Annotated in this window: 20 protein-coding genes; 9 read left to right on the top strand and 11 right to left on the bottom strand. The window is 57.6% G+C overall.

Going from position 1 to position 26,521, the window contains the following annotated elements:
* The first annotated feature begins 360 nt into the window (after positions 1-360).
* Positions 361-3,879 carry a DNA polymerase III subunit alpha gene (gene dnaE, locus Q0932_RS13765; RefSeq protein WP_299354091.1) on the top strand — a complete coding sequence of 1,173 codons (3,519 nt, stop codon included), beginning with the start codon at positions 361-363 and terminating at the stop codon, positions 3,877-3,879.
* A gap of 106 nt (positions 3,880-3,985) precedes the next feature.
* Here dnaE and Q0932_RS13760 read toward each other — a convergent pair whose 3' ends face one another.
* Positions 3,986-4,180 carry a SlyX family protein gene (locus tag Q0932_RS13760; protein ID WP_299354089.1) on the bottom strand — a complete coding sequence of 65 codons (195 nt, stop codon included), beginning with the start codon at positions 4,178-4,180 and terminating at the stop codon, positions 3,986-3,988.
* A 102-nt stretch (positions 4,181-4,282) separates the two neighbouring features.
* Between Q0932_RS13760 and Q0932_RS13755 the strand changes: the two genes are divergently transcribed.
* The 3 genes from Q0932_RS13755 (at position 4,283) to Q0932_RS13745 (ending at position 9,095) form a co-directional block, all read left to right on the top strand.
* Positions 4,283-5,086 carry a crotonase/enoyl-CoA hydratase family protein gene (locus Q0932_RS13755; protein ID WP_299354086.1) on the top strand — a complete coding sequence of 268 codons (804 nt, stop codon included), beginning with the start codon at positions 4,283-4,285 and terminating at the stop codon, positions 5,084-5,086.
* Between the two features lie 112 nt (positions 5,087-5,198).
* Positions 5,199-6,464, top strand: coding sequence for a diaminopimelate decarboxylase (gene lysA, locus Q0932_RS13750; RefSeq protein ID WP_299354084.1), 1,266 nt, complete (start codon positions 5,199-5,201; stop codon positions 6,462-6,464).
* A gap of 33 nt (positions 6,465-6,497) precedes the next feature.
* On the top strand, positions 6,498-9,095 hold the full coding sequence (locus Q0932_RS13745) for a TIGR02302 family protein (RefSeq protein ID WP_299354082.1): 2,598 nt from the start codon (positions 6,498-6,500) through the stop codon (positions 9,093-9,095).
* Positions 9,096-9,104: 9 nt separating this feature from the next.
* Here the strand turns inward: Q0932_RS13745 and Q0932_RS13740 are convergent, their stop codons facing one another.
* Entirely contained in the window at positions 9,105-10,217 is a 1,113-nt protein-coding gene (locus tag Q0932_RS13740) for a zinc-ribbon domain-containing protein (protein WP_299354080.1), read from the bottom strand.
* 152 nt (positions 10,218-10,369) lie between these two features.
* Between Q0932_RS13740 and Q0932_RS13735 the strand changes: the two genes are divergently transcribed.
* From Q0932_RS13735 to Q0932_RS13720, 4 genes are read left to right on the top strand one after another with little or no spacing between them, the layout of a single operon-like run.
* A complete protein-coding gene (locus tag Q0932_RS13735) occupies positions 10,370-11,047 on the top strand; it encodes an ATP-binding cassette domain-containing protein (RefSeq protein ID WP_299354077.1) in 678 nt (225 codons plus the stop codon).
* Positions 11,044-11,949 carry an FtsX-like permease family protein gene (locus tag Q0932_RS13730; RefSeq protein ID WP_299354074.1) on the top strand — a complete coding sequence of 302 codons (906 nt, stop codon included), beginning with the start codon at positions 11,044-11,046 and terminating at the stop codon, positions 11,947-11,949. The genes Q0932_RS13735 and Q0932_RS13730 overlap by 4 nt, the downstream gene beginning before the upstream one ends.
* On the top strand, positions 11,949-12,689 hold the full coding sequence (locus tag Q0932_RS13725; protein WP_299354071.1) for a lysophospholipid acyltransferase family protein: 741 nt from the start codon (positions 11,949-11,951) through the stop codon (positions 12,687-12,689). Before Q0932_RS13730 ends, Q0932_RS13725 begins: the two co-directional genes overlap by 1 nt.
* Complete coding sequence (locus Q0932_RS13720) at positions 12,676-13,281, top strand: pyridoxamine 5'-phosphate oxidase family protein (RefSeq protein ID WP_299354068.1); 606 nt, start codon at positions 12,676-12,678, stop codon at positions 13,279-13,281. The genes Q0932_RS13725 and Q0932_RS13720 overlap by 14 nt, the downstream gene beginning before the upstream one ends.
* A 48-nt stretch (positions 13,282-13,329) precedes the next feature.
* On the opposite strand, the gene Q0932_RS13715 is transcribed toward Q0932_RS13720, so the two are convergent.
* From Q0932_RS13715 to sucC, 7 genes are all read right to left on the bottom strand, one after another.
* Positions 13,330-14,178 carry a TerB family tellurite resistance protein gene (locus Q0932_RS13715; protein ID WP_299354065.1) on the bottom strand — a complete coding sequence of 283 codons (849 nt, stop codon included), beginning with the start codon at positions 14,176-14,178 and terminating at the stop codon, positions 13,330-13,332.
* Positions 14,179-14,331: 153 nt separating this feature from the next.
* Positions 14,332-15,732: a dihydrolipoyl dehydrogenase gene (gene lpdA, locus Q0932_RS13710; protein WP_299354062.1), complete on the bottom strand. Its 1,401-nt coding sequence runs from the start codon at positions 15,730-15,732 to the stop codon at positions 14,332-14,334.
* Between the two features lie 116 nt (positions 15,733-15,848).
* Positions 15,849-17,345: a 2-oxoglutarate dehydrogenase complex dihydrolipoyllysine-residue succinyltransferase gene (odhB, locus tag Q0932_RS13705; RefSeq protein WP_299354059.1), complete on the bottom strand. Its 1,497-nt coding sequence runs from the start codon at positions 17,343-17,345 to the stop codon at positions 15,849-15,851.
* A 3-nt stretch (positions 17,346-17,348) separates the two neighbouring features.
* Positions 17,349-20,309 carry a 2-oxoglutarate dehydrogenase E1 component gene (locus Q0932_RS13700; protein WP_299354056.1) on the bottom strand — a complete coding sequence of 987 codons (2,961 nt, stop codon included), beginning with the start codon at positions 20,307-20,309 and terminating at the stop codon, positions 17,349-17,351.
* A gap of 32 nt (positions 20,310-20,341) precedes the next feature.
* Positions 20,342-21,100 (bottom strand): alpha/beta hydrolase, encoded by a 759-nt coding sequence (locus Q0932_RS13695; RefSeq protein ID WP_299354023.1) that lies wholly within the window; start codon positions 21,098-21,100, stop codon positions 20,342-20,344.
* An 87-nt stretch (positions 21,101-21,187) separates the two neighbouring features.
* Positions 21,188-22,069, bottom strand: coding sequence for a succinate--CoA ligase subunit alpha (gene sucD / locus Q0932_RS13690; protein ID WP_299354021.1), 882 nt, complete (start codon positions 22,067-22,069; stop codon positions 21,188-21,190).
* A gap of 4 nt (positions 22,070-22,073) precedes the next feature.
* Positions 22,074-23,267 (bottom strand): ADP-forming succinate--CoA ligase subunit beta, encoded by a 1,194-nt coding sequence (gene sucC, locus Q0932_RS13685; protein WP_299354019.1) that lies wholly within the window; start codon positions 23,265-23,267, stop codon positions 22,074-22,076.
* 610 nt (positions 23,268-23,877) lie between these two features.
* Between sucC and Q0932_RS13680 the strand changes: the two genes are divergently transcribed.
* Entirely contained in the window at positions 23,878-24,489 is a 612-nt protein-coding gene (locus tag Q0932_RS13680) for a hypothetical protein (RefSeq protein WP_299354017.1), read from the top strand.
* A gap of 4 nt (positions 24,490-24,493) precedes the next feature.
* Here the strand turns inward: Q0932_RS13680 and Q0932_RS13675 are convergent, their stop codons facing one another.
* Both Q0932_RS13675 and mdh read right to left on the bottom strand, forming a co-directional pair.
* Positions 24,494-25,378: a hypothetical protein gene (locus Q0932_RS13675; RefSeq protein ID WP_299354015.1), complete on the bottom strand. Its 885-nt coding sequence runs from the start codon at positions 25,376-25,378 to the stop codon at positions 24,494-24,496.
* Complete coding sequence (mdh, locus tag Q0932_RS13670; protein ID WP_299354002.1) at positions 25,379-26,341, bottom strand: malate dehydrogenase; 963 nt, start codon at positions 26,339-26,341, stop codon at positions 25,379-25,381.
* Positions 26,342-26,521: the final 180 nt, after the last annotated feature.

Here is a 26,521-nt window from a genome sequence, read left to right as displayed (position 1 = left end):
CATCGTCGCTGATAGAATGACCCGGAACGGTTAATCCTTTCCAACCGACACCAGGTTTCTCTGGTGCTCTGCTTCAAGCCCGGTGAGCTTTATGCTTGTCGGGTTTGTTGCGTTTAAAGAGCGTTCCTTCTTGCATACTCTTCGCCAAGTACAGGCGTTAAGAGGCAACACCGTTGTCCCCTCCTGACCTTTGCCGTACACACCACAAAGGTCGGTTTTGAGCCGAAAGTTCCAGTTGAACTTAACGCTGTGTGGGTCTGCTAAGTCCCACAAAGCGGACTTGCACCAGAGGTGTCATCAAGACATCCGAAACTCCAATCGCCCCGTGACCTTCTTTCGCCTCTACGCTAGCTTGACCGCATGAGCAGCCAACCCCGATTCATTCACCTCCGCACGCATACCGAATACTCGCTTCTTGAGGGCGCGTTGCGGGTCAAGAAACTGCCTGGCATGTGCGCGGCAGCGGATATGCCTGCGGTTGCGATCACCGACACCAACAACATGTTTGCGGCGCTGGAGTTTTCCGTGACCGCCAGTGGCGCCGGGGTCCAGCCCATCATTGGCTGTCAGGTCGATGTGACCATGCCCCATGATGACCCATCGGGGCGCACGCAGCCCCCGGCCCCTGCGCCAGTCGTGCTCTTGTCTCAACGTGAAGAGGGCTATGAGAACCTGATGAAACTGTCGTCCTGTCTCTATGTAGACAGTGGTGGGCAGTTGCCGCAGGTCTCGATTGACGAACTGGCGGCGCATAGCGAAGGGTTGATCTGTCTAACGGGTGGCCCGGATGGACCGATGGGGCGGCTCTTGCAACAGGGTCAGCACCCGGCAGCTCAGGCCATGATGTCCCGCTTTCACCAAATGTTCGGTGATCGCCTCTATATCGAACTCCAACGCCACCCCGGCGAAGGTGGCCAACCTGAAGCCGAGCGCCTGACCGAACGCCCGTTCCTTGAGATGGCCTATGGCATGGGCATCCCCTTGGTGGCCACAAATGACGTCTACTTCCCGAAAACCGATATGTTTGAGGCGCATGATGCCCTGATCTGCATCGCCGAAGGCGCCTATGTTGACCAACAGGCCGGGCGTCGCCGACTGACATCCCAGCATTACTTCAAGTCGCAGCAGGAAATGGTGACCTTGTTTGCCGATCTTCCCGAAGCGATAGACAACACGATCGAGATCGCCAAACGCTGCGCCTTTATGGCCTATCGCCGTGACCCGATCCTGCCGAAATTCGCCGATGATGAGGTTGCCGAACTGCGTCGTCAGGCCGAGGCCGGCCTCGAGTATCGTCTCTCGATGATCCCCCACGCCGTCAGCGTTGAAGACTACAAGGCGCGGCTTGATTTCGAACTGGGCATCATCGAAGGCATGGGTTTTCCGGGCTATTTCCTGATCGTTGCCGACTTTATTAAATGGGCCAAGGACAAGGGCATTCCTGTGGGGCCGGGCCGTGGTTCCGGGGCGGGCAGCCTAGTGGCCTATGCGCTGTTGATCACCGACCTTGATCCCTTGCGCTACAGCCTGCTGTTTGAACGCTTTCTCAATCCTGAACGGGTCTCGATGCCTGACTTTGACATCGACTTTTGCATGGATCGCCGCGAAGAGGTGATCCGCTACGTGCAAGAGAAATACGGCCGCGACAAGGTTGGCCAGATCATCACCTTTGGTGCGCTATTGTCCAAAGCCGCCGTGCGAGATATCGGCCGTGTGTTGCAGATGCCTTATGGTCAGGTCGACCGTCTGTCAAAGATGATCCCGGTCGAAGGCGTTAAACCTGTCAGCATCGAGAAGGCGTTGGCGGATGAGCCGCGGCTGCGCGAAGAAGCTCGCAACGAAGAGGTAGTGGAACGCCTGCTGAATTACGGCCAGCAGGTTGAAGGGCTGCTGCGGAACGCCTCGACCCATGCCGCCGGTGTGGTGATCGGCGATCGCCCGCTGGACGCGCTGGTGCCGCTTTATCAGGATCCCCGTTCGGATATGCCAGCCACCCAATTCAACATGAAATGGGTTGAACAGGCGGGTCTTGTGAAATTCGACTTCCTCGGCCTCAAGACACTCACCGTTATCCAAAACGCCATCGAACAGATCCTTGCTTCGGGCCGTGACATCCATATTACCGCCGACGGCACCCAGCTCTACGAGCCACCCGAAGGCGCCGTGAACGAGATCAACGCCATCCCGCTGGATGACGACCCGACCTATAAACTCTACTCCGCCGCCAAAACCGTGGCCGTGTTCCAGGTGGAATCCTCGGGCATGATGGACGCGCTGAAGCGCATGAAGCCCACCAGTATCGAGGACATCGTGGCGCTCGTCGCCCTCTACAGACCCGGCCCGATGGAGAACATCCCGACCTATTGCGAGGTCAAGAATGGCCTGCGCGAGGTTGAATCCGTTCATCCTCTGATCGACCACATCCTTGAAGAGACCCAAGGCATCATCGTTTATCAGGAACAGGTGATGCAGATCGCTCAGGTCATGGCGGGCTACTCGCTGGGTGGTGCGGATTTGCTCCGCCGGGCGATGGGTAAGAAAATCGCCGAGGAAATGGCTAAGGAACGCCCCAAGTTCGAAAAGGGCGCGATGGAAAACGGGGTCGACAAAAAGAAGGCATCAGAGGTCTTCGACCTCTTGGAAAAATTCGCCAACTACGGCTTTAACAAATCCCACGCAGCAGCCTATGCCGTGGTCAGCTATCAGACCGCCTGGCTCAAGGCGAACCACCCTGTCGAGTTCATGGCCGGGGTGATGAACTGTGATATCCATCTGACCGACAAGTTGGCCGTCTACTTTGAAGAAGTGAAAAAAGCGCTGGCTTTGCCTTGGGTGCCGCCGTGTGTGAACCGCTCCGACGCCACGTTCACCGTGGTTGACGGCGCTTTGGTTTACGGGCTGGGGGCCTTGAAAAACGTCGGTGTCGAAGCGATGCACCTGGTGACCGAAGGGCGCAAGGTTGACGGCAAAGACAAGCCTTTTGCTACCCTCTTTGACTTTGCCCGCCGGGTTGATCTCAAACGTGTCGGCAAACGCCCATTAGAAATGCTGGCCCGTTCAGGGGCCTTTGACGAGCTGGATAAGAACCGTCGTCGGGTTCTTGAGAGTCTGGATGGGCTTGTGGCCTATTCCGCCGCGATTTTTGACCAAAAGTCTTCGAACCAAGTGTCCTTGTTTGGCGAAGCGGGTGACGATTTGCCCGAACCGCGCCTGTCCCGCGTCGCCGACTGGCTGCCGGCTGAAAAGCTGGACGAAGAGGCCAAGGCCGTTGGCTTCTTCCTGTCGGGCCACCCGCTTGAAGACTACATGGCCGCGCTCAAGCGCAAAAAGGTTCTCACGCTGGACGAGGCCACCGAACAGGCCCGCATGGGGCCTTGTGTTGTGAAGATCGCGGGCCGTGTTTCGGGTCGTCAGGAACGCAAGTCCAGCCGGGGAAACCGTTTTGCCTTTGCGCAACTTTCTGATCCGACAGGCGCCTACGAGGTGACGATTTTTTCCGAAACCCTCGAGAAAAGCCGCGACTATCTGGAAACGGGCTCCAAAGTTGTTGTCACGGTCGAGGCCACCGTCGAGGCGGACCAACTCAAGCTCTTGGCAAAATCCATCGCCCCCGTCGACAGTGTCGTGGCTGATGCCGGGGCCATGGGGTTAAAGATCTACGTTGAAGACATCACTGCCGTGATGCCGGTGGCCAATGTGATCCAGCAGAGTATCGAAACGGTCAAACTGGGCGGCAAGGGGCCGGTCATGTTCTGCCTGATGCATGGCGAACTGCCGGGCGAGGTTGAGATGGACCTTGGCATCCAATGCCCGGTCAACCCCCAGATCAAAGGTGCGCTGAAGTCGCTCGAAGGCGTGATGGCGGTGGAAGAGTTTTAGCGATCAGCCCTCTTACCAACCTCTAAACGCACGCTGAGGTAGGGCGGGGTCGTACGGTGCTGGGGGGCTGGGAAGTGTACCAAACGGCCCAATTCGGGATGCGCCCTTAGTAATGCGGTGGGCGCTCGTTACCGATGACCATCCCGCCTGACGCGTCCGCTTCCCGTCCGGCCTCGCGTTCCATCAGCATCTGAACACGCCGTTTGAGCGTGGCTATCTCGGCGTCCTGTCTCGCCATAACGTCCGAAAGTTCTTCGACAGTGCGGGTCAGATGCGCAATTTGTTCTTCGAGTTTTTCCATGACGCTTCGATAGGCCCGCCCGGCGCAAGCGTCAAGCGACGCGGCGTTGGGCTTGCCTGCAAGGGTATCCGGCGCAAGGATGCTTTAATGGAGGGTCGTCATATGAGCATCACCATCGAAGATCGCGGGCGGGTTCGGATCATCACCATCAATCGCCCCGGCGCGCGCAATGCCGTAAACCCCGAAACGGCCCGAGCCCTTTACGAAGCGTTCCTCGATTTTGACGCCGAGGAATCGGTTGATGTGGCCATCTTCACGGGTGCCGGGGATCATTTCTGCGCTGGCTATGATCTCAAATCTGCCGCAACAGGTGAGGGCCAGGAGTGGATTGAAAACGTCATAATTCCAGATACTTGGAGTGATGCCGTCACTGATCCCATCCCCGGTCCTATGGGCCCGTCACGGCTCATTCTCTCCAAGCCCGTGATCGCGGCGGTTGAAGGATATGCCGTTGCCGGGGGCCTCGAACTGGCTGCTTGGTGTGACATGCGCATCGCCGCCGAGAGCGCCACGTTTGGTGTGTTCTGTCGCCGCTGGGGAGTGCCGTTGATCGATGGTGGCACTGTTCGGTTGCCGCGTCTTGTCGGGCAGGGGCGGGCCAATGATCTGATCCTGATCGGACGCCCCGTTGGTGCAGATGAGGCCATGCGTATGGGACTGGCAGATCGTGTGGTGCCTGATGGGCAGGCATTGGATCAGGCGATGGAGCTTGCCGAGGCGTTGACCCGTTTCCCCCAAGAGTGCATGCGGGCTGACCATGCCTCGGCCCGTCTTTCTGGGCCCGAACTGGCAGCGAGTCTCAAACGCGAATGGCAATCATTTCAAAGCTTTATATCCGAAGGCACCTCGGGTGCTGCCCGCTTTTCCAGTGGCAAAGGTCGGGGTGGAGATTTTGCTGACATCTGATGTGCGACTGCCAAGCTGCCAGGTATTTTCCCGTCTGCCCGCCCGCGCATGTTGATTGCCTGAGCACTGCTGGCTATGAGAGGCGGGTTATGACAGGCTGAAAGGGCCGGATATGGATCATTTTCTCTATCGTGATGGTGCGCTTTTTGCCGAGGACGTACCCGTTGCAGAGATTGCCGCCGAAGTTGGCACGCCCTTTTATTGCTATTCCACAGCCACGTTTGAACGCCACTTCCGGCTGTTCGACGAGGCATTGGAGGGCATGGACCATCTGGTCTGCTACGCCATGAAAGCCGCTAGCAATCAGGCGATTCTTAAGACATTGGCAGCCGTTGGCGCTGGCATGGACGTCGTGTCTGGCGGCGAGTATGCCCGTGCCAAAGCCGCAGGCGTGCCGGGAGATCGGATCGTTTTTTCCGGCGTCGGGAAAACCCGCGATGAGATTGAGATGGCCCTGAGCGGCGGCATTCGTCAGTTCAACGTCGAATCCGAGCCTGAAATGGCTGTGATCAATGAGGTTGCTTTGGTGTTGGGCGTTGTGGCCCCCATCACGGTGCGCGTGAACCCGGATGTCGATGCCAAAACCCACGCCAAGATTGCCACTGGCAAATCCGAGAATAAATTTGGCATCCCCATTAGCCGGGCGCGAGAGGTCTATGCTCATGCCGCAAGCCTCAAGGGGCTTAAAGTAATTGGCATTGATGTGCATATCGGCAGCCAATTGACGCAGCTTGAGCCGTTCCGGCTGGCCTATGAAAAAGTCGCGCAGTTAACTGAAGACCTGCGCAGCGACGGGCACGAGATTTCGCGGCTGGATTTGGGTGGCGGTCTGGGAATTCCCTATACGCGCTCGAATGATGCGCCGCCTTTGCCAACCGAATACGGCGCGATGGTGCGTGAAACCCTGGGTCATCTTGGCTGCGAGATCGAAATTGAACCGGGCCGCCTGATTGCGGGCAATGCCGGGATCATGGTCAGCAAGGTGATTTACGTGAAAGAGGGCGAAGATCGCGAGTTTATGATCATCGATGGCGCCATGAATGATCTGATCCGCCCTGCCATGTACGAAGCGCACCATGACATTATTCCTGTGGTCGAAGCCTCTCCGGGCGTTGAAAAACAGCGTTATGACATCGTTGGCCCGGTCTGTGAATCTGGTGACACCTTTGCCAAAGAACGGGTGATGGAGCCGGTTCAGGCGGGTGATTTGATCGCGTTTCGCAGTGCTGGTGCTTATGGTGCTGTGATGTCGAGCGAGTACAACTCGCGCCCCTTGATCCCAGAAGTGCTTGTGAAAGGCGATCAATTTGCGGTTATCCGCCGACGCCCGACCTTGGACGAAATGATAAACCGAGATACCATTCCTGAGTGGCTCTGATGCATTTTGCCTCTGAGCGATCTGGAAGGATGAATGGCAACACGCCCTGACAACCCTGAAAAGGTGCTGAAACGGCTGGGTCGGGTCCTGACGCTGACGCGTTTGGGGCTGCTCGCCGAATCTGTCACGCGAAACTTCTGGTCCCTTTGGTCAGTGGCCTTTGTCGTTTTGGCGGCTCTGATGTTGGGGTTGCACGAAGAAGTCAGCCTTGAACTGCTTTGGACCGTTGGATTGTTTACTGCGTTCCTGAGCGTTTGGTGCCTTTGGAAAGGTGCGCGCGGCTTTCATTGGCCTTCCCGCGAAGAGGCGTTTGTGCGACTTGACGCGACCCTGCCGGGGCGTCCCTTGCAAGCGCTGCGCGACCACCCCGTAATTGGTGCGGGCGATGATGCGGCTGAACAGTTGTGGCGCGTGCATCAGGGGCGCATGGCGGCCAAGGCTTCAGATGCTCAAGCGCCTGAGCCTAATCTTAGAATTTCTCGGCTGGATCCCTTTGGCTTGCGCTACATTGCGGTGCTGGCGCTTGCTGTGGCCTTGTTGTTTGGCTCGTTTTCCCGCGTTGGCACGGTGGCCGAAGTGGCCGCTGGCGGCGCCGCTCCGCTCAGCGGGCCAAGCTGGGAGGGGTGGATTGAGCCCCCTGCCTATACAGGGAAACCAGCGTTGTATTTGCCGGACTTGCCGGAAGGATCGCTTGTCTTGCCGCAAGGTAGCCGCGTGTTGGTACGTCTTTATGGCGAGGTCGGCGCCCTTACGGTGTCCGAGTCAGTCTCGGGTCGGGTTGAGGATGTGCCAAGCGCTGTCGAACCGGAACAGGAATTCACGGTCACCCAATCCGGCTCGCTAGTGATTGAAGGGGCCGGAGGGCGGTCATGGCAGATCGACATGCTGGTTGACGAAGCACCGGGCGTGGTGATTTTGGGCAGTGCAGAGGTCTCAGGTCGGGGTGAGATGAGCCTGCCATTCTCTGCAACGGATGATTATGAGATTGTCTCTGGCCAAGCGCGCATTACGTTGGATTTGGCCGCAGTAGACCGCGAACATGGTCTGGCAATTGAACCCGAGCAGATTGCGGTTATCGACGTGCCGCTTCCGCTGCCCATCGCCGGAGATCGCTCGGCCTTTGAAGAGGTGTTGATCGAGGATTTTTCAGACCATGTCTGGGCGCATCTGCCTGTCACCGTGTCGTTGACGGTTGAAGATGCTGTGGCTCAGTCTGGGGCGGCGCCCGAACTCAAGACCATCCTGCCCGCGCGTCGGTTCTTTGATCCGCTTGCCGCGGCCGTGGTCGAACTGCGTCGCGATCTTTTGTGGAACAAGGCCAACGCGCCACGTGTGGTTCAGCTTTTGCGGGCTGTTTCTTATCAACCGGAGGAGGGGCTCTTCCCGGACGAAACCACCTATCTGAGGTTCGGCACGATCCTGCGGCGGCTGGATAACATGGTGCGGGCCGATGGGTTTGCAGAACCCCAGAGGGATGAAATCTCTCAGGCGCTTTGGGAACTGGCCCTGATGTTGGAAGAGGGTGATCTGGGCGACGCAATGGCGCGCATGGAACAGGCCCGCGAACGCCTTGCCGAGGCCATGAAAAACGGTGCCAGCGATGAAGAAATTGCCCGATTGATGCAGGAATTGCGCGAGGCAACTCAGGACTACCTGCGTGAATTGGCGCGCCAGCAACAACGCGATGGCGAGCAAGGTGGCGAAGATCAGCAAACGGCTGAGAACAGCATGCAGCTGAACCAAGATGACCTGCAGCGGATGATGGACCGCATTCAGGAACTGATGGAACAAGGCCGCATGGCCGAAGCGATGCAGGCACTCGAAGAGTTCCAGCGCATGATGGAAAACATGCGGGTGACCCAGGGCCAAGGCAACGGTGAACAAAGCCCAGGTGAAGAGGCGATGGAAGGTCTGGCAGAAACTCTGCGGGATCAACAAGGGCTCTCGGATGAGGCTTTCCGCGAGTTGCAAGAGCAATTCAACCCCAACGGCAACGCCGGGCAATCCCAGGGGAACGAAGGCTTTAGCGGCGGTGAGGGTCGCGGCCAGGCACATGATGGTACCGGCCAGGGTAGCGGCTCGGATGGTCAGGACGGACAGAGCGGCCAAACCCCCGGAGAACCAGGTGAACAGGGCCAAGGCCAGAGTGCTGGTTCCCTCGCAGAACGCCAAGAAGCACTGCGTCAACAGCTGGAAAATCTGCAAAGTCAGATGCCCGGTCGCGGAACCCCGGAAGGGGATGCCGCAGCGGATGCGCTGGGTCGAGCCGGTGAGGCAATGGAAGGGGCCGAAGAGGCCTTGAGACAGGATGATCTGGCAGAAGCCATAGATCAACAAGCACAGGCGATGGATGCCATGCGCGAAGGCATGCGCAATCTGGGTGAGGCCATGGCCCAGCAACAGGGGCAGGGTCAGGAAGGCCGTGAGCAAGCTCAGGGGAATTCGTCAGATCCACTTGGTCGCAGTAATGGCGCCCGCGGGCCAGCTGGCACCGAAGAGGGCCTGCTGCAAGGAGAAGATGTGTATCGTCAGGCGCGCCGCCTGCTGGATGAAATCCGTCGCCGCGCCGGAGAGGACGAACGCACAGAGCAAGAGCGCAGTTACCTGAAACGGCTTCTGGATCGGTTTTGAACCCCGGTTTTACTCGGTTTCGCCACCAGCAGATTCTGCCATACCATCCAGCCACAACATGGCTTCGGTAACACGCGTGTCCAACCAGACCCGCATCGCGTTCAGCGTTTCCATTAAGGTGTCAACTGCTGGTGCCATCGCTGGGAATGCAGCCGCTATCTCGCGGTTGTAGATGTAGGCCATGATGACCAGCGCGGCGAACAACAGAACAAGTCCAAAGCCCAACCGGAATCCACTACGCTTGCGCTCGCGGGTGGTGACGGCCGCGACTGTGCCCTCTGCGCCGCCCCGATCATCAGCAGCCCGCAAAGTCGAATTGATTTCGTCAATGTCCGGCAAAAGATCGCGTCGAGACGCATGTGCGGCGTCATCCAACTCGGTCGATGACACCTCAGGACTTGCATCGGCATCATCGGAGCCATCGTTCAGGCCCTGAATGCGGCGCATCCGTTCGCGCGCTTCGGCGGCGCGTTGATCGTCAGCATGTGAGCCGGGATCCTGTAGGCCGAGTTCTGTTTGTGTTTCCAGCGCTTCTTGCGCTTCGCTTTCTCGCGCGTTTGCTTCGTACTCTGCCTCTTGGCGCAGGACATCCGCAATGGCTGGATCTATTCCACGTGGGGATCGAGGAGTTTCCGCTTCTTCTTCATCAAGGTCAGCCGGATCCTCTTCGTCATCCACCTCATCTTCGGTCTCTTCGGCTACGTCCGGCTCAGCGTGGTCTGCATCCTCTGACGCTTCGTCGGCGACGTCTTCTTCGGGCTCGACTGGAGGCTCTTCGGGTTGCGGGTCTTCTTCTTCGTCCTCGAGGGACAGGTCTGAATCCGCTGAGGGTTCATCGTCAAACCGTGGTTCGGGCGGTTGAACCTCTTGATCGTGTTCGTCCATGACCGGATCTTCAACAAGATCTGTTTCTTGTTGAACGGTCTCGGCCACTTCTTCGGGCGACCAGCTTTGGTCCGGAAGCGAGCCTCCGGTCTCCTGAGCGAGATCTACATCCTGATCGGGATGCAGCTGAAACCACGTGTGCCCACAATTTGAACACTGCACATCACGGCCATCTTGTGGAATGACCTCGACTGGCACTTCATACTGGGCACCACAATTCGGACAGCTTAGCCGCATGTTGTTCCCCTGTTTGTCCCCGAGTTCTTTATTCTTGGAGCGAGCATATGGCGTAACTTCGCCTGTTGAAAGACAAAAGCCGCAAAGGCACGGATTGAAACCGCGTCGATGCTCAGGCACAACAGAGCTGACACAAAAACGGGGCATCCGCTTTGATCGAACTGGAAAACATCGCCTACAGCTATGGGGGCGGAGAGCTTCTGAGCGACATTTCCCTGAAATTGTCGCCGGGATCCTTTCATTTTTTGACCGGACCTTCGGGTTCAGGTAAAACCACATTTCTCAAATTGTGCTATGGCGCTCTGACTCCAACCTCGGGGGATGTCCGTCTTTTTGACCAAGATGTGCGCTCAATGTCGCGTGACGATCATGCGTTGGTGCGCCGCCGGATCGGCGTGGTCCATCAGGATTGTCAGTTCCTTGATCACCTGCCTATTGCCGACAACGTCATGCTTCCATTGAACGTGTCGGGGAAGGACAACATTGAGCATGTCTCGGACCTCAAGGAGTTGATGGGGTGGGTTGGGCTAGGCAAACGTGCCAGTGCTCTGCCGCCAACCCTTTCGGGTGGCGAACGTCAACGTGCCGCGCTGGCCCGGGCGATCATCATGTCGCCAGACGTGGTACTGGCGGACGAACCCACAGGCAACGTTGATTGGGATATGTCGCAGCGGCTTTTGCAGCTGTTGGTCGAATTGAACAAAATGGGCAAGACAATCATGATCGCGACCCACGACATGAACCTGATCCGTGCCGCCAAGAACAAGGTTCAGGCGCGTGTCCTGCGGATTGCCAACCGCAAGCTGCAACTGGCTGGGGCAGATCTATGAGTGGCGCCATACAAAAGATCACTGCCTTTGTGGCTGGCGACACGCAAGCGGATCGCGTGGTGCCACCCTCGGGCTTTACCGCGCGCCTGACGAGTTTTGCCGCGGCGGCCATGGCCTTTCTCGCCGTTTTTGCTTTGGCTTTGTCGCTGGCATCCGGGCGGTTGGCGAAGCGCTGGGGGGACGAGCTGGCGCATAGCTCGACCCTGCGTATTTCCGCACCGGTGGAGCAGATGGCGGAACAGACCGCAACGGCGCTAAGAGTTCTTGAAACCACACCCGGCGTGGCCGATGCCCGTGCGCTGTCGAGTGAAGAGCAAAGCGCGCTTCTCGAGCCGTGGTTTGGACCGGATTTGCCGCTTGAAACGCTGCCCGTGCCGCAGCTGATTGAAATTGTCGAGACCGAGACAGGCTATGATGCGGCTGGGCTGCGTTTGCGCCTATCAGCCGAAGTGCCGGGCGCGGTTCTGGATGATCACACGCGCTGGCGCAAACCGCTCGAACAAGCCGCGGGCCGGCTACGTATGTTGGGGTGGATTTCTATCATTTTGATCGCCGCGACGACGGGAACGATGATCACTCTGGCCGCCAACGCGGCTTTGGCTGCAAACGCACAGGTCATCGCTGTGTTGCGTTTGGTGGGCGCACAAGACAGCTATATTGCCCACGCCTTTGTGCGCCGCTTTACCTTGCGCGCCCTCGTGGGGGCGGTCGTTGGTACCGTTACAGGGATCGTGGCGGTGATGTTGTTACCTGCTGCGCAAGAGGCAGGTGGCTTTTTGACAGGGCTTGGATTTCAGGGATTGGCCTGGGGTTGGCCGGTGCTGATCCCGCTTTTGGCCGCGATGGTGGCCTATATTGCAACCGGCGCCGCAGCGCGCCGGACTTTGTCGGAGTTGGATTGATGCGTCTCGCGTTTCAATGGGTTATGTCCATTCTCTACGTCGTCCAGAACGCTGTGGTGATGTTGATCATGGGGATTGTATTTCTGCCTTGGGCGTTGGTGTCCCCCAAGGGCGCTATGACTGCCTGTAACACCTATGCAAGCTGGGCTTTGTGGACTGCACGCTGGATGGTGGGTATCCGTTCAGAGGTGCGGGGCGAAATTCCCTCTGGGGCCTGTTTGGTGCCCGCCAAGCACCAGTCATTCTTGGATATCATGATGATCTTCAAGGCCGTGCCGCAGCCGCGTTTCATCATGAAATACGAACTGCTCTTCACCCCGATCATCGGAATTTACGCGTGGCGTTTGGGGTGTGTGCCGGTCAAACGCGGCAAGCGCGGGGCGGCGATCAAGGACATGTTGGCTGACGTCGAGAGCGGTCGCGTGCCGCCCGGCCAATTGGTGATCTACCCGCAGGGCACGCGGGTTCCGGTAGGCGAGTATCGCCCCTACAAGATCGGTCCATATGTCCTCTACAAGGAAACCGGGCAAAGCGCGGTGCCTGTGGCGACGAATGCAGGCATGTTCTGGCCCAAGGGCACGATGTTGCGCACGCCGGGATTGGCCGTGGTTGAGTTTTTGGATCCAATCAATCCTGGCACGAAGCAGACCGACTTTATGGCGCGGCTTGAAGCGATGATCGAAGACGGATCGAACAAGCTGATGCAAGAAGCGGGGTTCAAAGCGGATGCAGTGGATTGAAGAAATTGCCGAGCTAGAGGCGCTTTATGGCGAGCCAGGGTCAGCATCGCAGAACAAGGTCGCAGACCGGCTGACACCCGGTTATCGCAAGTGGATTATGGCATCGCGGTTCTGCGTCGTCTCGACGGTCGGGGCCAGTGGCACTGATGGCAGCCCACGTGGGGATGATGGCCCTGTCGTGTTGGAGTTGGATGAGCACACGCTCGCCATGCCAGACTGGCGCGGCAACAACCGAATGGACACGATCCGCAACATTGTCGAAGACGGGCGCATCTCGCTGATGTTCATGGTGCCGGGATCAAACACAATTGTGCGTGTAAACGGTTTGGCGCGAATGACAGTGGATGACACCCTGTGTGCGCGGTTCGAGTTCAAGGGCCGGCTGCCGCGCTCGGTCATCGTGATCCGCATTGGCGAGGTCTATACCCAATGCGCGCGTGCGCCGATGCGGGCACGGCTTTGGACCAGCGGAGACGAGAGCGAAGGGTTGCCAACCGCAGGGGAAATCCTGGCTGAGATGACTGAAGGCCGCGAAGGCGGGAAACACTATGATGACGGTTGGTTAAAGCGGGCGAAACAAACCCTGTGGTAACGACGGCCCCGGTTTTTGAGGCCGTCGCACATGTCAAAGTCGCCCCAGTTAGGCCGGTGCAGGCGCCCGTTGTGGGAGCATGGCCGAAACTTCAGCCCCGGTGACGCCCAATGCCCCGGCGAGCTTGGACAGGAACGTGTGTTCGTCCTTGGTGATCTTGCCGTCTGCCGTAACCGTGGCCAATACAGCCTCGACCAGCATGAGCTTTTGATGCCGTGACAGGTCTTTGCCAAACGATCTGTATTGTGCGTCAGTCAGATTGCGCTCGGCCTGTTGGATGATCCGTTTGATCTGTGCAGGCCCAAAGTTCTGGCCGGTTGCTTGGGACGCGATTTCTGAAATGACTTGAATTTCACTTGGGTCAATGTCGCCGTCGGCCTTTGCCGCGTGACAGATCGCATCCAAAAACGCGGATGCCTGAGGGGAAATATTGCCCATCTCACCCTTGCGACCGCGTTTTCGCATCGCCTGGCGGTACAGCTTTATGCCCACGAGCACGGCCAACAGAATGGCCAGAGCCGCCCCCCAAGACCCCTTGGCGAATTCTGATATCGACATGGACGCTTCGGCAGGAATGCTGTCAGGGATCATGCCAATTGATTGCGCCATCAGGACATCATCGGCCGTGACCTTGTAAAAGCTCTCGACATTGCAATTGTTGGCAGCCAGCACATACCCCTTGCTGCTGACCCAATAGTCGATGAAGGCGATATACCGTTTGCGGGTTAGGTGACAAAGCGCCATAGGCCCTTCGGCTTCTCTGACGATGGCGGTTTCACTCACAAACGTCAGTGTTTCGTAGTGGCCGGAATTGTTGCCCCCTCGGCGGGCCTCAGCGGTTTGGCTGGTAAGAATGATCGTGAAAAAGGTGAGACATCCAATAAGAAGAATACGCATTTATTGACCTCAATGCTGTGCGTTACTTGAAATGAAAGTTGATACCCGCAATTGGGACATCGACCTTTGATGTCTGTTTCTCTCCGAGCAAGTGGACAAAAAAATGGCGGTTCTGTGAGAACCGCCATCTTTTTGGTTAACGATGTGGATCGTTTAGCTGTGGATCGGTCCATCCCCACAGGCAAGCGCCGCTTCGCGCACCGCTTCTGAATAAGTCGGGTGAGCGTGACAGGTAAGGGCGATGTCCTGCGCTGAAGCTCCGAACTCCATCGCGACACAAAGCTCGTGGATCATGTCGCCGGCTGCGGGACCGATAATTGCGGCGCCCAGCACGCGGTCGGTTTCCTTGTCGGTGATGATTTTGACGAAACCGCCTTCGGCCTGATGCACGGCCTTGGCACGGGCATTGCCCATGAACATGAATTTGCCGATCTTCAACTTGCGCCCCTCAGCCTTCAACGCGGCTTCGGTCTGGCCGACGGTGGCGACCTCGGGCGTTGTGTAGACCACGCCGGGGATCACGCCATAATTCACGTGGCCATGTTTGCCAGCGATCACTTCGGCGACGGCCATGCCTTCGTCTTCGGCTTTGTGGGCCAGCATCGGGCCTTCGATCACGTCTCCGATGGCGTAGATGCCGGGAATGTTGGTCTTCCATTGACCGTCGGTGGCAATCTGGCCGCGGTCTGTCATGGTGATGCCGAGTTTGTCGAGGCCGAGGCCTTCGGAGTAGGGCTTGCGACCCGTGGCGACGAGGACGACATCCGCATCGATGACCTGTTCGTCGTCGGGGGCCTTCTTGGTCGCGTATTTGACCTTGGCTTTGGTTTTGGTCGCGTCCACTCCAGACACGGCAGCGCCCATGACAAAGCTGAGGCCTTGTTTTTCAAGGATACGCTTAAAGCTGCGCTGAACGTCGGCGTCCATGCCGGGGCAAACTGCGTCCATGTATTCGACCACGGTCACTTCCGAACCCAGACGCTGATAGACCGAGCCAAGCTCCAGCCCGATGACGCCCGCGCCGATCACGACCATTTTCTTGGGTACCTTGGGCAGATCCAAAGCACCGGTGGAGTCCACCACGACGCCTTTGTCATTGTCGACCTCAACGCCCGGCAGGGACGATGGAACAGAGCCCGAGGCGATCACGATGTTCTTGGTTTCATAGGTGGTGTCGCCCACCTTGACCTTGCCTGCGGCTTCGATTTCGCCATAGCCCTTGAGCCAGTCGATCTTGTTCTTTTTAAACAGGAATTCGATGCCACCAGTGTTCTGGCCGATGGTCTCTTCCTTGTAGGTCTTCATTTGCTTCCAGTCGACCGAAGGGCTTTTGCCCTTGAGGCCCATGGCGGCAAAATTGTGCTCGGCCTCGTGCAGCATGTGCGAGGCGTGCAGCAGCGCCTTGGACGGGATACAGCCCACGTTCAGGCAAGTGCCGCCAAGGGTTTCGCGGCCTTCTACCACCGCGGTCTTGAGGCCCAGTTGGGCGCAGCGGATGGCCGACACATAGCCGCCGGGGCCAGCGCCGATGATAATGACGTCATATTGGGACATAGGTGTCTCCTAGTTTTCGGGATGGGGAGGGGGCGCAGCCCCCATCGCGGCAAGCCACGATTCCCCCGAAGTATTTGGGCCAAAATGAAGCACGGGCCTCAAATTGTCTTGGGTTCTTACAGGTCCATCAACAACCGACGCGGATCCTCGAGCGCTTCTTTGACGCGGACGAGGAAGGTCACGGCGCCTTTGCCGTCGACGATGCGGTGGTCGTAACTCAGGGCGAGGTACATCATCGGGCGGATGACAACTTCGCCGTTAATCGCCATCGGGCGGTCCTGAATCTTGTGCATGCCGAGGATGCCCGACTGCGGCGGGTTCAGGATCGGCGAGGACATCAGCGAGCCATAGACGCCGCCATTGGACAGCGTGAACGTGCCGCCCTGCATTTCAGCCATCGACAGTTTGCCGTCACGGGCGCGTTTGCCTTTTTCAGCAATGGCCTTTTCGATCTCGGCAAAGGACATCGAGTCGGCGTTGCGGATCACCGGAACCACGAGGCCCGTGGGGGTGCCAGCAGCGACGCCCATGTGAACAAAGTTCTTATAAACGATGTCGGTGCCGTCGATCTCGGCGTTGACTTCGGGCACTTCTTTCAGCGCGTGGCAACAGGCCTTGGTGAAGAAGGACATGAAGCCAAGGCGTGTTCCGTGTTTCTTTTCGAACTCACCTTTGTACTGATTGCGCAGTTCCATCACAGCGCCCATGTCGACCTCGTTATAGGTGGTCAGCATGGCCGCGGTGTTCTGGCTGTCTTTCAGGCGGCGCGCGATGGTCTGGCGCAGGCGGGTCATTTTCACACGCTCTTCGCGCGAAGCATCGTCGGCAGAGACAGGCGCGCGTGGCGTTGCAGCGGCTGGTGCCGGTGCTGAAACGACCGGGGCAGGGGCTGGGATAGCGGCGTTTGCCACGTCTTCCTTCATGATGCGACCGTCACGGCCGGATCCCTGAACATTGGCCGGATCGATGCCCTTTTCCGCCATCAGTTTATTGGCTGAAGGGGCATTTTCGACGTCTTTACCACCGGCAGCAGCTGCGGCAGGCGCTGGTGCTGCGGCGGGTGCTGCAACGGCGCCCGAGGATGAGATCACTGCCAGTTTGGCCGTGGCGTCCACGGTCGAGCCTTCGGCAGCCGTAATTTCCGCAAGAACACCTGAGGCCGGGGCGGGCACTTCAACCGACACCTTGTCGGTTTCCAGCTCGCACAGCATCTCGTCCTGTTTGACACTGTCACCTACTGCCTTGAACCAGGTCGAGACAGTTGCTTCGGTCACGGATTCACCAAGGGTTGGAACCATGACATCAACGCTGTCGCCTCCGGCAGCGGCCGGCGCAGCAGCAGCAGGTGCCTCAGCGGCCGGGGCCGGAGCAGCACCTTCGCCTGCCGAAATCGTGGCCAAAAGCGCATCAACGCCTACGGTCTCGCCCTCAGCGGCAACAATCTCGCCCATGACGCCAGCGGCGGGGGCAGGCACTTCGACGGTCACCTTGTCGGTTTCCAGCTCGCAGAGCATTTCATCAACGGCGACCGCATCGCCCGGTTTCTTGAACCAGGTGGCCACGGTGGCCTCGGTGACGCTCTCGCCTAGGGTGGGGACGCGAACTTCGGTCATGGTTTAGTTTCCTTCCATGCTCAGCGCGGCGTTCACCAGCGCTTCTTGTTGTGCTTTGTGTTGGCTAGACAGACCGGTCGCAGGCGACGCCGAAGCGGGGCGACCTGCATAGACCGGACGTGTGTGTTTGGCTTTGATACGGGTCAGCGCCCATTCGATATTGGGCTCGATGAACGACCAGGCGCCTTGGTTCTTGGGCTCTTCCTGACACCAGACCATCTCGGCCCCTTTGAAGCGCTCAAGCTCTTTGATCAGCGAGTGGGCCGGGAACGGATAGAACTGTTCGATCCGCATCAAGTAGACATCGTCGATGCCACGGGCGTCGCGCTCTTCCAGCAAGTCGAAATAGACCTTACCCGAGCACATCACCACGCGCTTGATCTTGTTGTCAGCGACCAGTTTGGTGTCTGAGTTGCCCTTTTGTGCATCGTCCCAGAGGACGCGGTGGAATGACGAACCAGTGGTAAACTCTTCGGCTTCCGAGATGCAGAGCTTGTGACGCAACAGCGATTTCGGCGTCATCAGGATCAGTGGCTTGCGGAACGAGCGGTGGATCTGACGGCGCAGAATGTGGAAGTAGTTCGCAGGCGTCGTACAGTTGGCCACGATCCAGTTGTCCCCACCGCACATCTGCAGGAAGCGTTCCAGACGGGCCGATGAGTGCTCGGGGCCTTGGCCTTCAAAACCGTGAGGCAGAAGAACGACCAGACCGGACATCCGCAGCCACTTCGCCTCGCCGGACGAGATAAACTGGTCGAACATGATCTGTGCACCGTTGGCAAAATCGCCAAACTGCGCTTCCCACAACGTGAGTGTGTCGGGTTCGGCCAGCGAATACCCATATTCAAAGCCCAGCACCGCGTATTCTGACAGCGCCGAGTCAATCACGTCATATTGGGCCTGACCCGCACGGATATGGTTCAGCGGATAGTAGCGTTCTTCGGTGTCCTGATTGACGATGCCCGAATGACGCTGCGAGAATGTGCCACGGGTGGCGTCCTGTCCTGCAAGACGCACTGGGTAGCCTTCGGTTAGCAATGAGCCAAAGGCCAGTGCTTCGGCAGTGGCCCAGTCAATGCCCTTGCCGGTTTCCATCATCTTGCCCTTGGTCTCTAAAAGGCGGCTAACGGTCTTGTGGATCGGATAGCCCTCGGGCGCGCGGCTGAGGGCAGTGCCCACGTCCTGAAATGTTTCGGGTTTGATCGATGTCTGACCACGTTGATAGACGCCATCTTCTTTGTCCTTGCCGGACCATCTCCCGTCCAGCCAGTCGGCCTTGTTGGGTTTGTAATCCTTGCCAGCCTCAAACTCGTCATTCAGACGTGCTTGGAAAGCGGCTTTCATGTCTTCGATCTCGCCTTCGGGGATCAACCCATCCTTGACCAAACGATCCGTGTAGAGCGACAGGGTGGTTTTGTGGCCCTTGATTGTCTTGTACATCACCGGGTTGGTGAACATGGGCTCATCGCCCTCGTTGTGACCAAAACGGCGGTAGCAGAAGATGTCGAGCACCACATCTTTCTGGAATTTCTGGCGGAACTCGGTCGCAACCTTGGCGGCATGCACAACGGCCTCGGGATCGTCGCCATTAACGTGGAAGATCGGGGCTTCCACCACCAGCGCGTTGTCGGTCGGGTACGGAGACGACCGAGAGAAGTGCGGCGCCGTGGTAAAGCCGATCTGGTTGTTCACCACGATATGCATGGTGCCGCCGGTTTTGTGACCGCGCAGGCCCGAGAGGGCAAAACACTCGGCCACGACACCTTGGCCAGCAAACGCGGCGTCACCGTGCAATAGGATCGGCATCACGCTGGTGCGCTGTTCGTCGTTGTTCTGGTCTTGCTTGGCGCGAACCTTGCCCAGAACCACCGGGTTTACAGCCTCAAGGTGCGAGGGGTTGGCGGTCAGTGACAAGTGCACCGTATTGCCATCAAATTCGCGGTCAGATGACGCGCCGAGGTGATATTTCACATCACCTGAACCGTCCACGTCTTCGGGTTTAAAGCTGCCGCCCTGAAATTCGTTAAAGATCGCTTTGTAGGGCTTGGCCATCACATTGGCGAGCACCGAGAGGCGACCCCGGTGAGGCATGCCGACGACAATCTCTTTGACGCCCAGATTACCGCCACGTTTGATGATCTGCTCCATCGCGGGAATCAGGCTTTCACCACCATCCAGACCAAACCGCTTGGTGCCCATGTATTTGACGTGCAGAAACTTTTCAAAGCCCTCGGCTTCAACCAGTTTGTTGAGGATCGCTTTACGACCTTCGCGAGTGAACTGGATTTCTTTGCCAAAGCCTTCAATCCGCTCTTTCAGCCATGAGGCTTCTTCAGGGTTTGAGATGTGCATGTATTGCAGCGCAAAGGTGCCGCAATAGGTGCGTTTCACGATGTCGATGATCTGGCGCATCGTCGCGATTTCCAGACCCAGAACCTTGTCGATAAAGATCGGGCGGTCCATGTCGGATTCGGCGAAACCATAGGATTTCGGGTCCAACTCAGGGTGAGGCGTTTGACTGCGCATGCCAAGTGGGTCCAGATCCGCCACAAGGTGACCTCGGATACGATAAGCCCGGATGATCATCAGGGCGCGGATTGAATCCAGCACGGCCTGTTTGACTGCTTCGTCCGAAACCTGAATGCCCTTGTCGGCCGCTTTAGCCTTGATCTTGTCACCAGCCCCTTTGATCTCGGCAGGCTCGGCCCATTCGCCGGTCAGCGCGCTCGTCAATTCATCTTGCGGCATCGGAGGCCAGTCACCCCGCGCCCAGGATGGGCCAGAGGCCTCTGCCTTGACGTCCAGCTCGGCATCACCCAGCTGACGGAAAAACGATTGCCAGGCTTCGTCCACCGCGTTGGGATCGCTGGCATAGCGGGCATACATCTGTTCCAGATATTCCGCATTGTGCCCCTGCATGAAGCTGGAAGCGTGGAAGATGTCATTGGGAGACTGTTCGGTCATGCGGGCACTTTCCTCTAGCTTTGGATTTTGGGTTATCTGTTGATTTCTGTTTTGACGAGTTTGCGAACTGTGGATTGTGTTCCGCTAAAGCCATGACCCGCGCCATTTACCGGGACATATTGAGCAGACAATCCACGAGCCTTGGCCGCGGCCACATAGTCTTTGCTCAGGTCTGGAAACGTATTGCTGTCGTTCGTTCCCACCACGAGCGTAATGCGCGTGCCTTTCGCGATCTTTGAGATTTGCTTGTGCGGAGACTGGCTCGCGCTTTTGGGCCAGGCCGATTTGCCCCGCTTTGAGCGCCAAGTGGCGATGTCGCAGGGGCAAGAGACGAGAATGGCGCTGTCCAGCAATCCGGGCGCAAGCCCCAGAACACCGCCCAGTTGCGCGGCGCCACCCGAGTGGCCGACGCCAATGATCTTAGAGGTGCCAACCTGTTTGGCCATCGCCTGAATGGTCTGTGCCACCAACTTGTTGTTGGTTTTGGTGTAATGGTCCCGGCGGCCACTGTTGGAGCCCTTGGACTTAAGCCCCTTGCCATCGGAATACCCTGGCCGCAGCAACGCGAACACGGTCACGTTCTTGTTGGCTCGCGCCACGCTCCGCGCAAAGTCGTAGTGATAGTTCGCCGCGCCACCGCTGCTGACATCGCCGTGCTGCACAACAACCAGCGCACGGTTGCCCGATCCATAAACCTTGCCCTGCAAGGGGCCGGGGGATTGGGCGAAGGCCGGTAACGTGAAGATGAGAAACGCAATCATCGACAATAGGCGTTTTGAGATCTGTATCATCCGGAACCTCCTGTTTCAGTTTTGCGCGAATCTAGAACTACGGATTGGTTGTCGGTTCCGAACTTAAAAACTCGGAACCGACACGATTTAGCCGATTGCCTTGAGCACGGCTTCGCCCAGACCAGCTGGGCTGTCTGCGACAACGATACCGGCCTCTTTCATGGCTTCGATCTTGTCTTCGGCACCACCTTTACCGCCGGCAACAATCGCGCCAGCGTGGCCCATGCGGCGGCCCGGAGGCGCCGTGCGACCGGCAATAAAGCCAGCGGTTGGTTTCCAGCGGCCCTTCTTGCGCTCGTTGGCGAGGAATTCGGCGGCTTCTTCTTCGGCCGAACCACCAATCTCACCGATCATGATGATCGACTGCGTTTCGTCATCCGACAGGAACATGTCGAGGACGTCGATATGCTCGGTGCCCTTGATGGGGTCACCACCGATGCCGACCGCGGTCGACTGGCCGAGGCCGATGTCTGCGGTCTGCTTCACGGCTTCATAGGTCAGCGTACCCGAACGCGATACAACACCGACCGAGCCACGTTTGTGGATGTGGCCGGGCATGATGCCGATTTTGCAAGCATCCGGCGTAATGACACCGGGGCAGTTGGGGCCGATCAGACGCGATGCCGAGCCTTCCAGCGCGCGTTGCACTTTCATCATGTCCAAAACCGGAATGCCTTCGGTGATGCAGACGATCAGTTCCATCTCTGCGTCAATCGCCTCGAGGATCGAGTCTGCCGCGAAGGGCGGGGGGACGTAGATGACGGAAGCATTGGCTTCGGTCTTGGCCTTGGCTTCGTGCACCGAGTTAAAGACCGGCAGGCCGAGATGGTCCATGCCGCCTTTGCCTGGGGTCACACCGCCGACCATTTTGGTGCCATAGGCGATAGCCTGTTCAGAGTGGAAAGTGCCCTGCGAGCCAGTAAAGCCCTGACAGATCACTTTGGTGTTTTCATCAACAAGAATTGCCATGGTCTTAACCTTTCACCGCTTTCACGATCTTTTCTGCACCGTCGCTGAGGTTGTCAGCAGCGATCACATCAACGTCGGAGTTGTTGATGATGTCTTTGCCAGCTTCCACGTTGGTACCTTCGAGGCGCACAACCAGCGGAACCTGCAGGCCGACCTCTTTCACCGCGGCGACAACGCCCTCGGCGATGACGTCACAGCGCATGATGCCACCGAAGATGTTTACGAGGATGCCCTTAACGTTCGGGTCCGAGGTGATGATTTTGAAGGCTTCGGTGACTTTCTCTTTGGTCGCACCGCCGCCCACGTCGAGGAAGTTGGCAGGCTCGGCACCGTAGAGTTTGATGATGTCCATTGTGGCCATCGCCAGACCTGCGCCGTTGACCATGCAGCCAATCTCGCCGTCCAGAGCGATGTAGTTCAGGTCATACTTGGAGGCTTCCAGCTCTTTGCTGTCTTCTTCCGTCTCATCACGCAGTTCAGCGATGTCGGCGTGGCGGTACATGGCGTTGCCGTCAAAGCTGACTTTGGCGTCGAGAACCTTGAGGTTGCCGTCATCCGCGACGATCAGCGGGTTGATTTCCAGCATCTCCATGTCTTTTTCCATGAAGGCTTGGTAGAGCTGGCCCATCAGTTTGACGCACTGTTTGACCTGTGCACCAGTAAGGCCCAGCGAAAAGGCGATGCGGCGACCGTGATAGGCCTGATAACCTGTGGCTGGATCAACGCTGAACGACAGGATCTTTTCGGGCGTGGCTGCGGCCACTTCTTCGATGTCCATGCCGCCTTCGGTCGAGCAGACGAATGATACACGCGACGTCTGACGATCCACCAGCAGGGCGAGGTAGAGTTCGCTTTCGATGCCGGATCCGGCCTCGATGTAGATGCGGTTGACCTGTTTGCCCGCAGGGCCGGTCTGGTGGGTCACAAGCGTGCGGCCCAGCATCTTCTTGGCTTCTTCGGCAGCTTCTTCCACCGATTTGGTCAGGCGCACGCCACCTTTTTCGCCGGCGTCGGCTTCTTTGAACGAGCCCTTGCCGCGACCACCTGCGTGGATCTGGGCTTTGACAACCCAAAGCGGCCCATCAAGTTCACCGGCTGCGGTTTTGGCGTCCTCGGCCTTCAGGACAGGGCGTCCTTCAGATACGGGGGCACCGTAGGAGCGAAGCAATGCCTTCGCTTGGTATTCATGGATGTTCATGGAACTGTCCCATCTTGCTACGATTGCAAGCGATATAGGCATAAACTATCCCGGCTTAATAACGGTTTTTGCGATTCTGGTTCGGTTTTTTGTTTTTGTGATCACACAAAAGTATCGTGTGATCACAAAAGTGACCCCACGCCCACTAGAAGCAAAGAATTGAGCGCAATTTGCAGCAAATCACTTAGAATCGCGTTTTTTAATCCCTGGAGAGATTGCCGCCAAACGGAGAACAATGAAGTCAGGGGCGAACCAAGTGGCGAGGCGACTCGGTTCGGGAGTCATTGATATGTGATTTGTCCCTTTCAAGGATATTCAAAATCCTGCAGAAAGGGGCGAAAGTGGCGCGCAGTGAACTCAGCATTCCAGAACCGCAAAGAAACTATCGGGTGTGCTTATGATTGGCCACAATCGACATTTGACTTTGACCAATGGGCTAAAGCTTTTGGGCGAGCGCAATTCGGGTACCAGTTTTCTGGAAGGCGTGCTGCGTAACAATTGTGACGTAAAGATTTTCCATAGTATCCCCCGGCTCACGCAACAGCTTGCGCCGCGAGAGCCCAATGGCCCATTTCCCCGAGGCGACAAAGGTCTCGCTGCAAGAGAAGCCATGTTGGATCATCAACACTACACTTTTGTCTCGGAGTACGGTGGTTGGAAGCATTCGGCACCGGATCAGCGTTTTAGTGACACGTTCCTGGCCACGCACAATCCAGCCGTGCTTATCATTGTCCGCCATCCCGCAAGTTGGTTGCTGTCGATGCATCGCAACCCTTTTCATACCCTTGTGCATATTCCGCGTGAGTTCAGCAGCTTTGTGCGCCAACCTTGGCTGACCGCAGGGCGCGATTGTGTCGGACGAAGGATGTTTGACAGTTTGATTGACATGATGATTGCCAAGGTTGCCAGCTACACCCGTTTGTTGGCCACCTATGAGAACAGTGCCATCATTCGCTATGAGGATCTGGTTCAAGACCCTGCGATGATTTTGAACTGTGTCGGTCTGGAAACCAAAGCTGATTTGCTTGAAACCTTGCCGCAAGAAGACAGCCGAAGATTCATGCGTCCGAGAAGGCGCGTGTGGGAACGTAAGAAGCCCCCAAAAAACTATCGTGAGAACGCCGCACGTGCGAGCTATGACTTGTTAGAGGCCGAAGACAAAGCCTTCGTGCTAGAGCGTTTGCAAGGGTCTGAGCTGCTCGAGCTCTATCCGGACGAATAGCCACTCAAGTATCTATGAACGGAACCTTTAGTTCAGCCCACCACCGCCGTAGCCGCGTCCGCTTGGAGTACTTCATGGTGAAATTATTCTGCGGATGCACTTTGGTTCCGGGGCGGGTATCGCAATAGGCTTCGACGACCCGCTGGATGGGTTTTGGTGTCAGCGTGACATCGGCCTCCTGGAGGTCACGCAAAAACTGCATGAAATCCTTGCCGACCAAGTCTTCAGGTGTTGTCGCTGTCGAGACGTCGCGCTTGTAGCCGGTGCGCAGTAACGAAGAGTGCAGGATACGAGGCGCGATCGTGCGACTGTCAAAGCTCCGGATCAGGTCCATGTCGATGACGTTGTATTGTGCCGGTAAAGTAGCAATTCGCAGTCGGCTTTCGAACAACAGCTCGCGTAGAATTGGTTGATCAATTCCCAGATCGGCCGCGATGTACCCAGCCTCCCATGCCCGAACAAACGCGTGGGTCTCATCCGACTTGCGCAGGCCGAAAACCCCCGAGTTGTATTGCGGAAACGCAGTGGGGACCGGCTTGGTATGAAAGACCAGCGTATGGGTGGACACGTTCAGTCGCTGATCATGTGCCGCGGCAATATCAAAGTGCTGAAGAAGGGCAAAAACATCGGCAATCGGCGCGATCACGAAAAGATCGGCATCCAGGCATATGGTGTTGTCAAACCGAGACTGAAGCAGCGCCTCGAAACGGGGACGAGGGCTGGAGCCAGACAGCTGATGGACCTGCGTGAAAACCGGATCATCGCAAGGCTGGTCGGTGAACAAGTCTATTGGAATGTCTGGATGGTGCTGCGCCACAGTTGCGGCGGCTTGTTGGGCCAGACCGGCATAGTCTGGCCCTGAAACGGCAAAGATAAAGCCGTTTGTCATTTACGCGAGCGAGCCGTCGATGCCTTTGCAGGCTTCCATAAGACCCTGAACAGCTTTGACCGAGGTTGTGAAACCTTCTTGCTCTTCTTTGTTGAGCTTGATGTTCACGACCTTCTCAACACCACCAGCACCGATCACGGTGGGAACGCCGACATACATGTCTTTGACGCCAAGATCGCCATCACAATAGGCGGCACATGGCAGAACGCGTTTTTGGTCTTTCAGATAGGCTTCGGCCATCTCGATTGCTGAAGCTGCCGGAGCGTAGAACGCCGAACCGGTTTTCAAGAGGCCAACGATTTCTGCGCCACCATCACGGGTCCGCTGAACCATTGCGTCCAGTTTCTCTTGAGTGGTCCAGCCCATCTCGATCAGGTCAGGCAACGGGATACCGGCAACGGTCGAGTAGCGAACCGATGGCACCATGGTGTCACCGTGGCCGCCCAGAACAAATGCGGTTACGTCGCGCATCGAAACGTTGAATTCTTCGGCGAGGAAGTGACGGAAGCGAGCTGAGTCCAGAACACCAGCCATGCCGCAAACTTTGTTCGTGGGCAGGCCTGAAAACTTCTGCAGAGCCCAGACCATCGCGTCGAGCGGGTTGGTGATGCAGATCACAAAAGCGTCCGGTGCGTGAGCGGCGATGCCTTCACCGACTGACTTCATGACCTTGAGGTTGATGCCCAAGAGGTCATCACGACTCATGCCGGGTTTGCGTGCAACGCCTGCGGTTACGATGCAGACGTCTGCGCCAGCGATGGCTGCATAGTCGCTCGAGCCTGACATCGCGGCATCAATTTTTTCGACGGGGCCCGATTCTGCGATGTCGAGGGCTTTGCCTTGGGGCAGGCCGTCGGCGATGTCGAACAGAACTACGTCGCCCAGTTCTTTGATAGCTGCGAGGTGGGCGAGCGTGCCGCCGATGTTGCCTGCGCCGATAAGGGCAATCTTGGGTCTGGCCATAGGGAATATCTCCGGTCCGGTTTGAATTTCGTGGTCGGCTTAGGCGGGAATCGGTCTTAACGCAAGACTTTGCAGGCGCGGCGAAGGGATGCAGGAGGGCCACAACGCCGAAAACCAAGGGAAAATTTGTCGCGTGAACATGCTTGCCCGAAGTCGCCGTCGGGATTAGCATCGTGTCAA

It is taken from the genome of uncultured Shimia sp. (assembly GCF_947498095.1).
Classification (GTDB): Bacteria; Pseudomonadota; Alphaproteobacteria; order Rhodobacterales; family Rhodobacteraceae; genus Shimia.
This window is presented reverse-complemented; position numbering and strand designations above follow the sequence as displayed.

Bases quoted from the DNA above. Each gene is read 5' to 3' on its own strand.
- dnaE (WP_299354091.1), top strand. From the start codon at position 361: ATGAGCAGCCAACCCCGATTCATTCACCTCCGCACGCATACCGAATAC.
- Q0932_RS13760 (WP_299354089.1), bottom strand. From the start codon at position 4,180: ATGGAAAAACTCGAAGAACAAATTGCGCATCTGACCCGCACTGTCGAA.
- Q0932_RS13755 (WP_299354086.1), top strand. From the start codon at position 4,283: ATGAGCATCACCATCGAAGATCGCGGGCGGGTTCGGATCATCACCATC.
- lysA (WP_299354084.1), top strand. From the start codon at position 5,199: ATGGATCATTTTCTCTATCGTGATGGTGCGCTTTTTGCCGAGGACGTA.
- Q0932_RS13745 (WP_299354082.1), top strand. From the start codon at position 6,498: ATGGCAACACGCCCTGACAACCCTGAAAAGGTGCTGAAACGGCTGGGT.
- Q0932_RS13740 (WP_299354080.1), bottom strand. From the start codon at position 10,217: ATGCGGCTAAGCTGTCCGAATTGTGGTGCCCAGTATGAAGTGCCAGTC.
- Q0932_RS13730 (WP_299354074.1), top strand. From the start codon at position 11,044: ATGAGTGGCGCCATACAAAAGATCACTGCCTTTGTGGCTGGCGACACG.
- Q0932_RS13725 (WP_299354071.1), top strand. From the start codon at position 11,949: ATGCGTCTCGCGTTTCAATGGGTTATGTCCATTCTCTACGTCGTCCAG.
- Q0932_RS13720 (WP_299354068.1), top strand. From the start codon at position 12,676: ATGCAGTGGATTGAAGAAATTGCCGAGCTAGAGGCGCTTTATGGCGAG.
- Q0932_RS13715 (WP_299354065.1), bottom strand. From the start codon at position 14,178: ATGCGTATTCTTCTTATTGGATGTCTCACCTTTTTCACGATCATTCTT.
- lpdA (WP_299354062.1), bottom strand. From the start codon at position 15,732: ATGTCCCAATATGACGTCATTATCATCGGCGCTGGCCCCGGCGGCTAT.
- odhB (WP_299354059.1), bottom strand. From the start codon at position 17,345: ATGACCGAAGTTCGCGTCCCCACCCTAGGCGAGAGCGTCACCGAGGCC.
- Q0932_RS13700 (WP_299354056.1), bottom strand. From the start codon at position 20,309: ATGACCGAACAGTCTCCCAATGACATCTTCCACGCTTCCAGCTTCATG.
- Q0932_RS13695 (WP_299354023.1), bottom strand. From the start codon at position 21,100: ATGATACAGATCTCAAAACGCCTATTGTCGATGATTGCGTTTCTCATC.
- sucD (WP_299354021.1), bottom strand. From the start codon at position 22,069: ATGGCAATTCTTGTTGATGAAAACACCAAAGTGATCTGTCAGGGCTTT.
- sucC (WP_299354019.1), bottom strand. From the start codon at position 23,267: ATGAACATCCATGAATACCAAGCGAAGGCATTGCTTCGCTCCTACGGT.
- Q0932_RS13680 (WP_299354017.1), top strand. From the start codon at position 23,878: ATGTTGGATCATCAACACTACACTTTTGTCTCGGAGTACGGTGGTTGG.
- Q0932_RS13675 (WP_299354015.1), bottom strand. From the start codon at position 25,378: ATGACAAACGGCTTTATCTTTGCCGTTTCAGGGCCAGACTATGCCGGT.
- mdh (WP_299354002.1), bottom strand. From the start codon at position 26,341: ATGGCCAGACCCAAGATTGCCCTTATCGGCGCAGGCAACATCGGCGGC.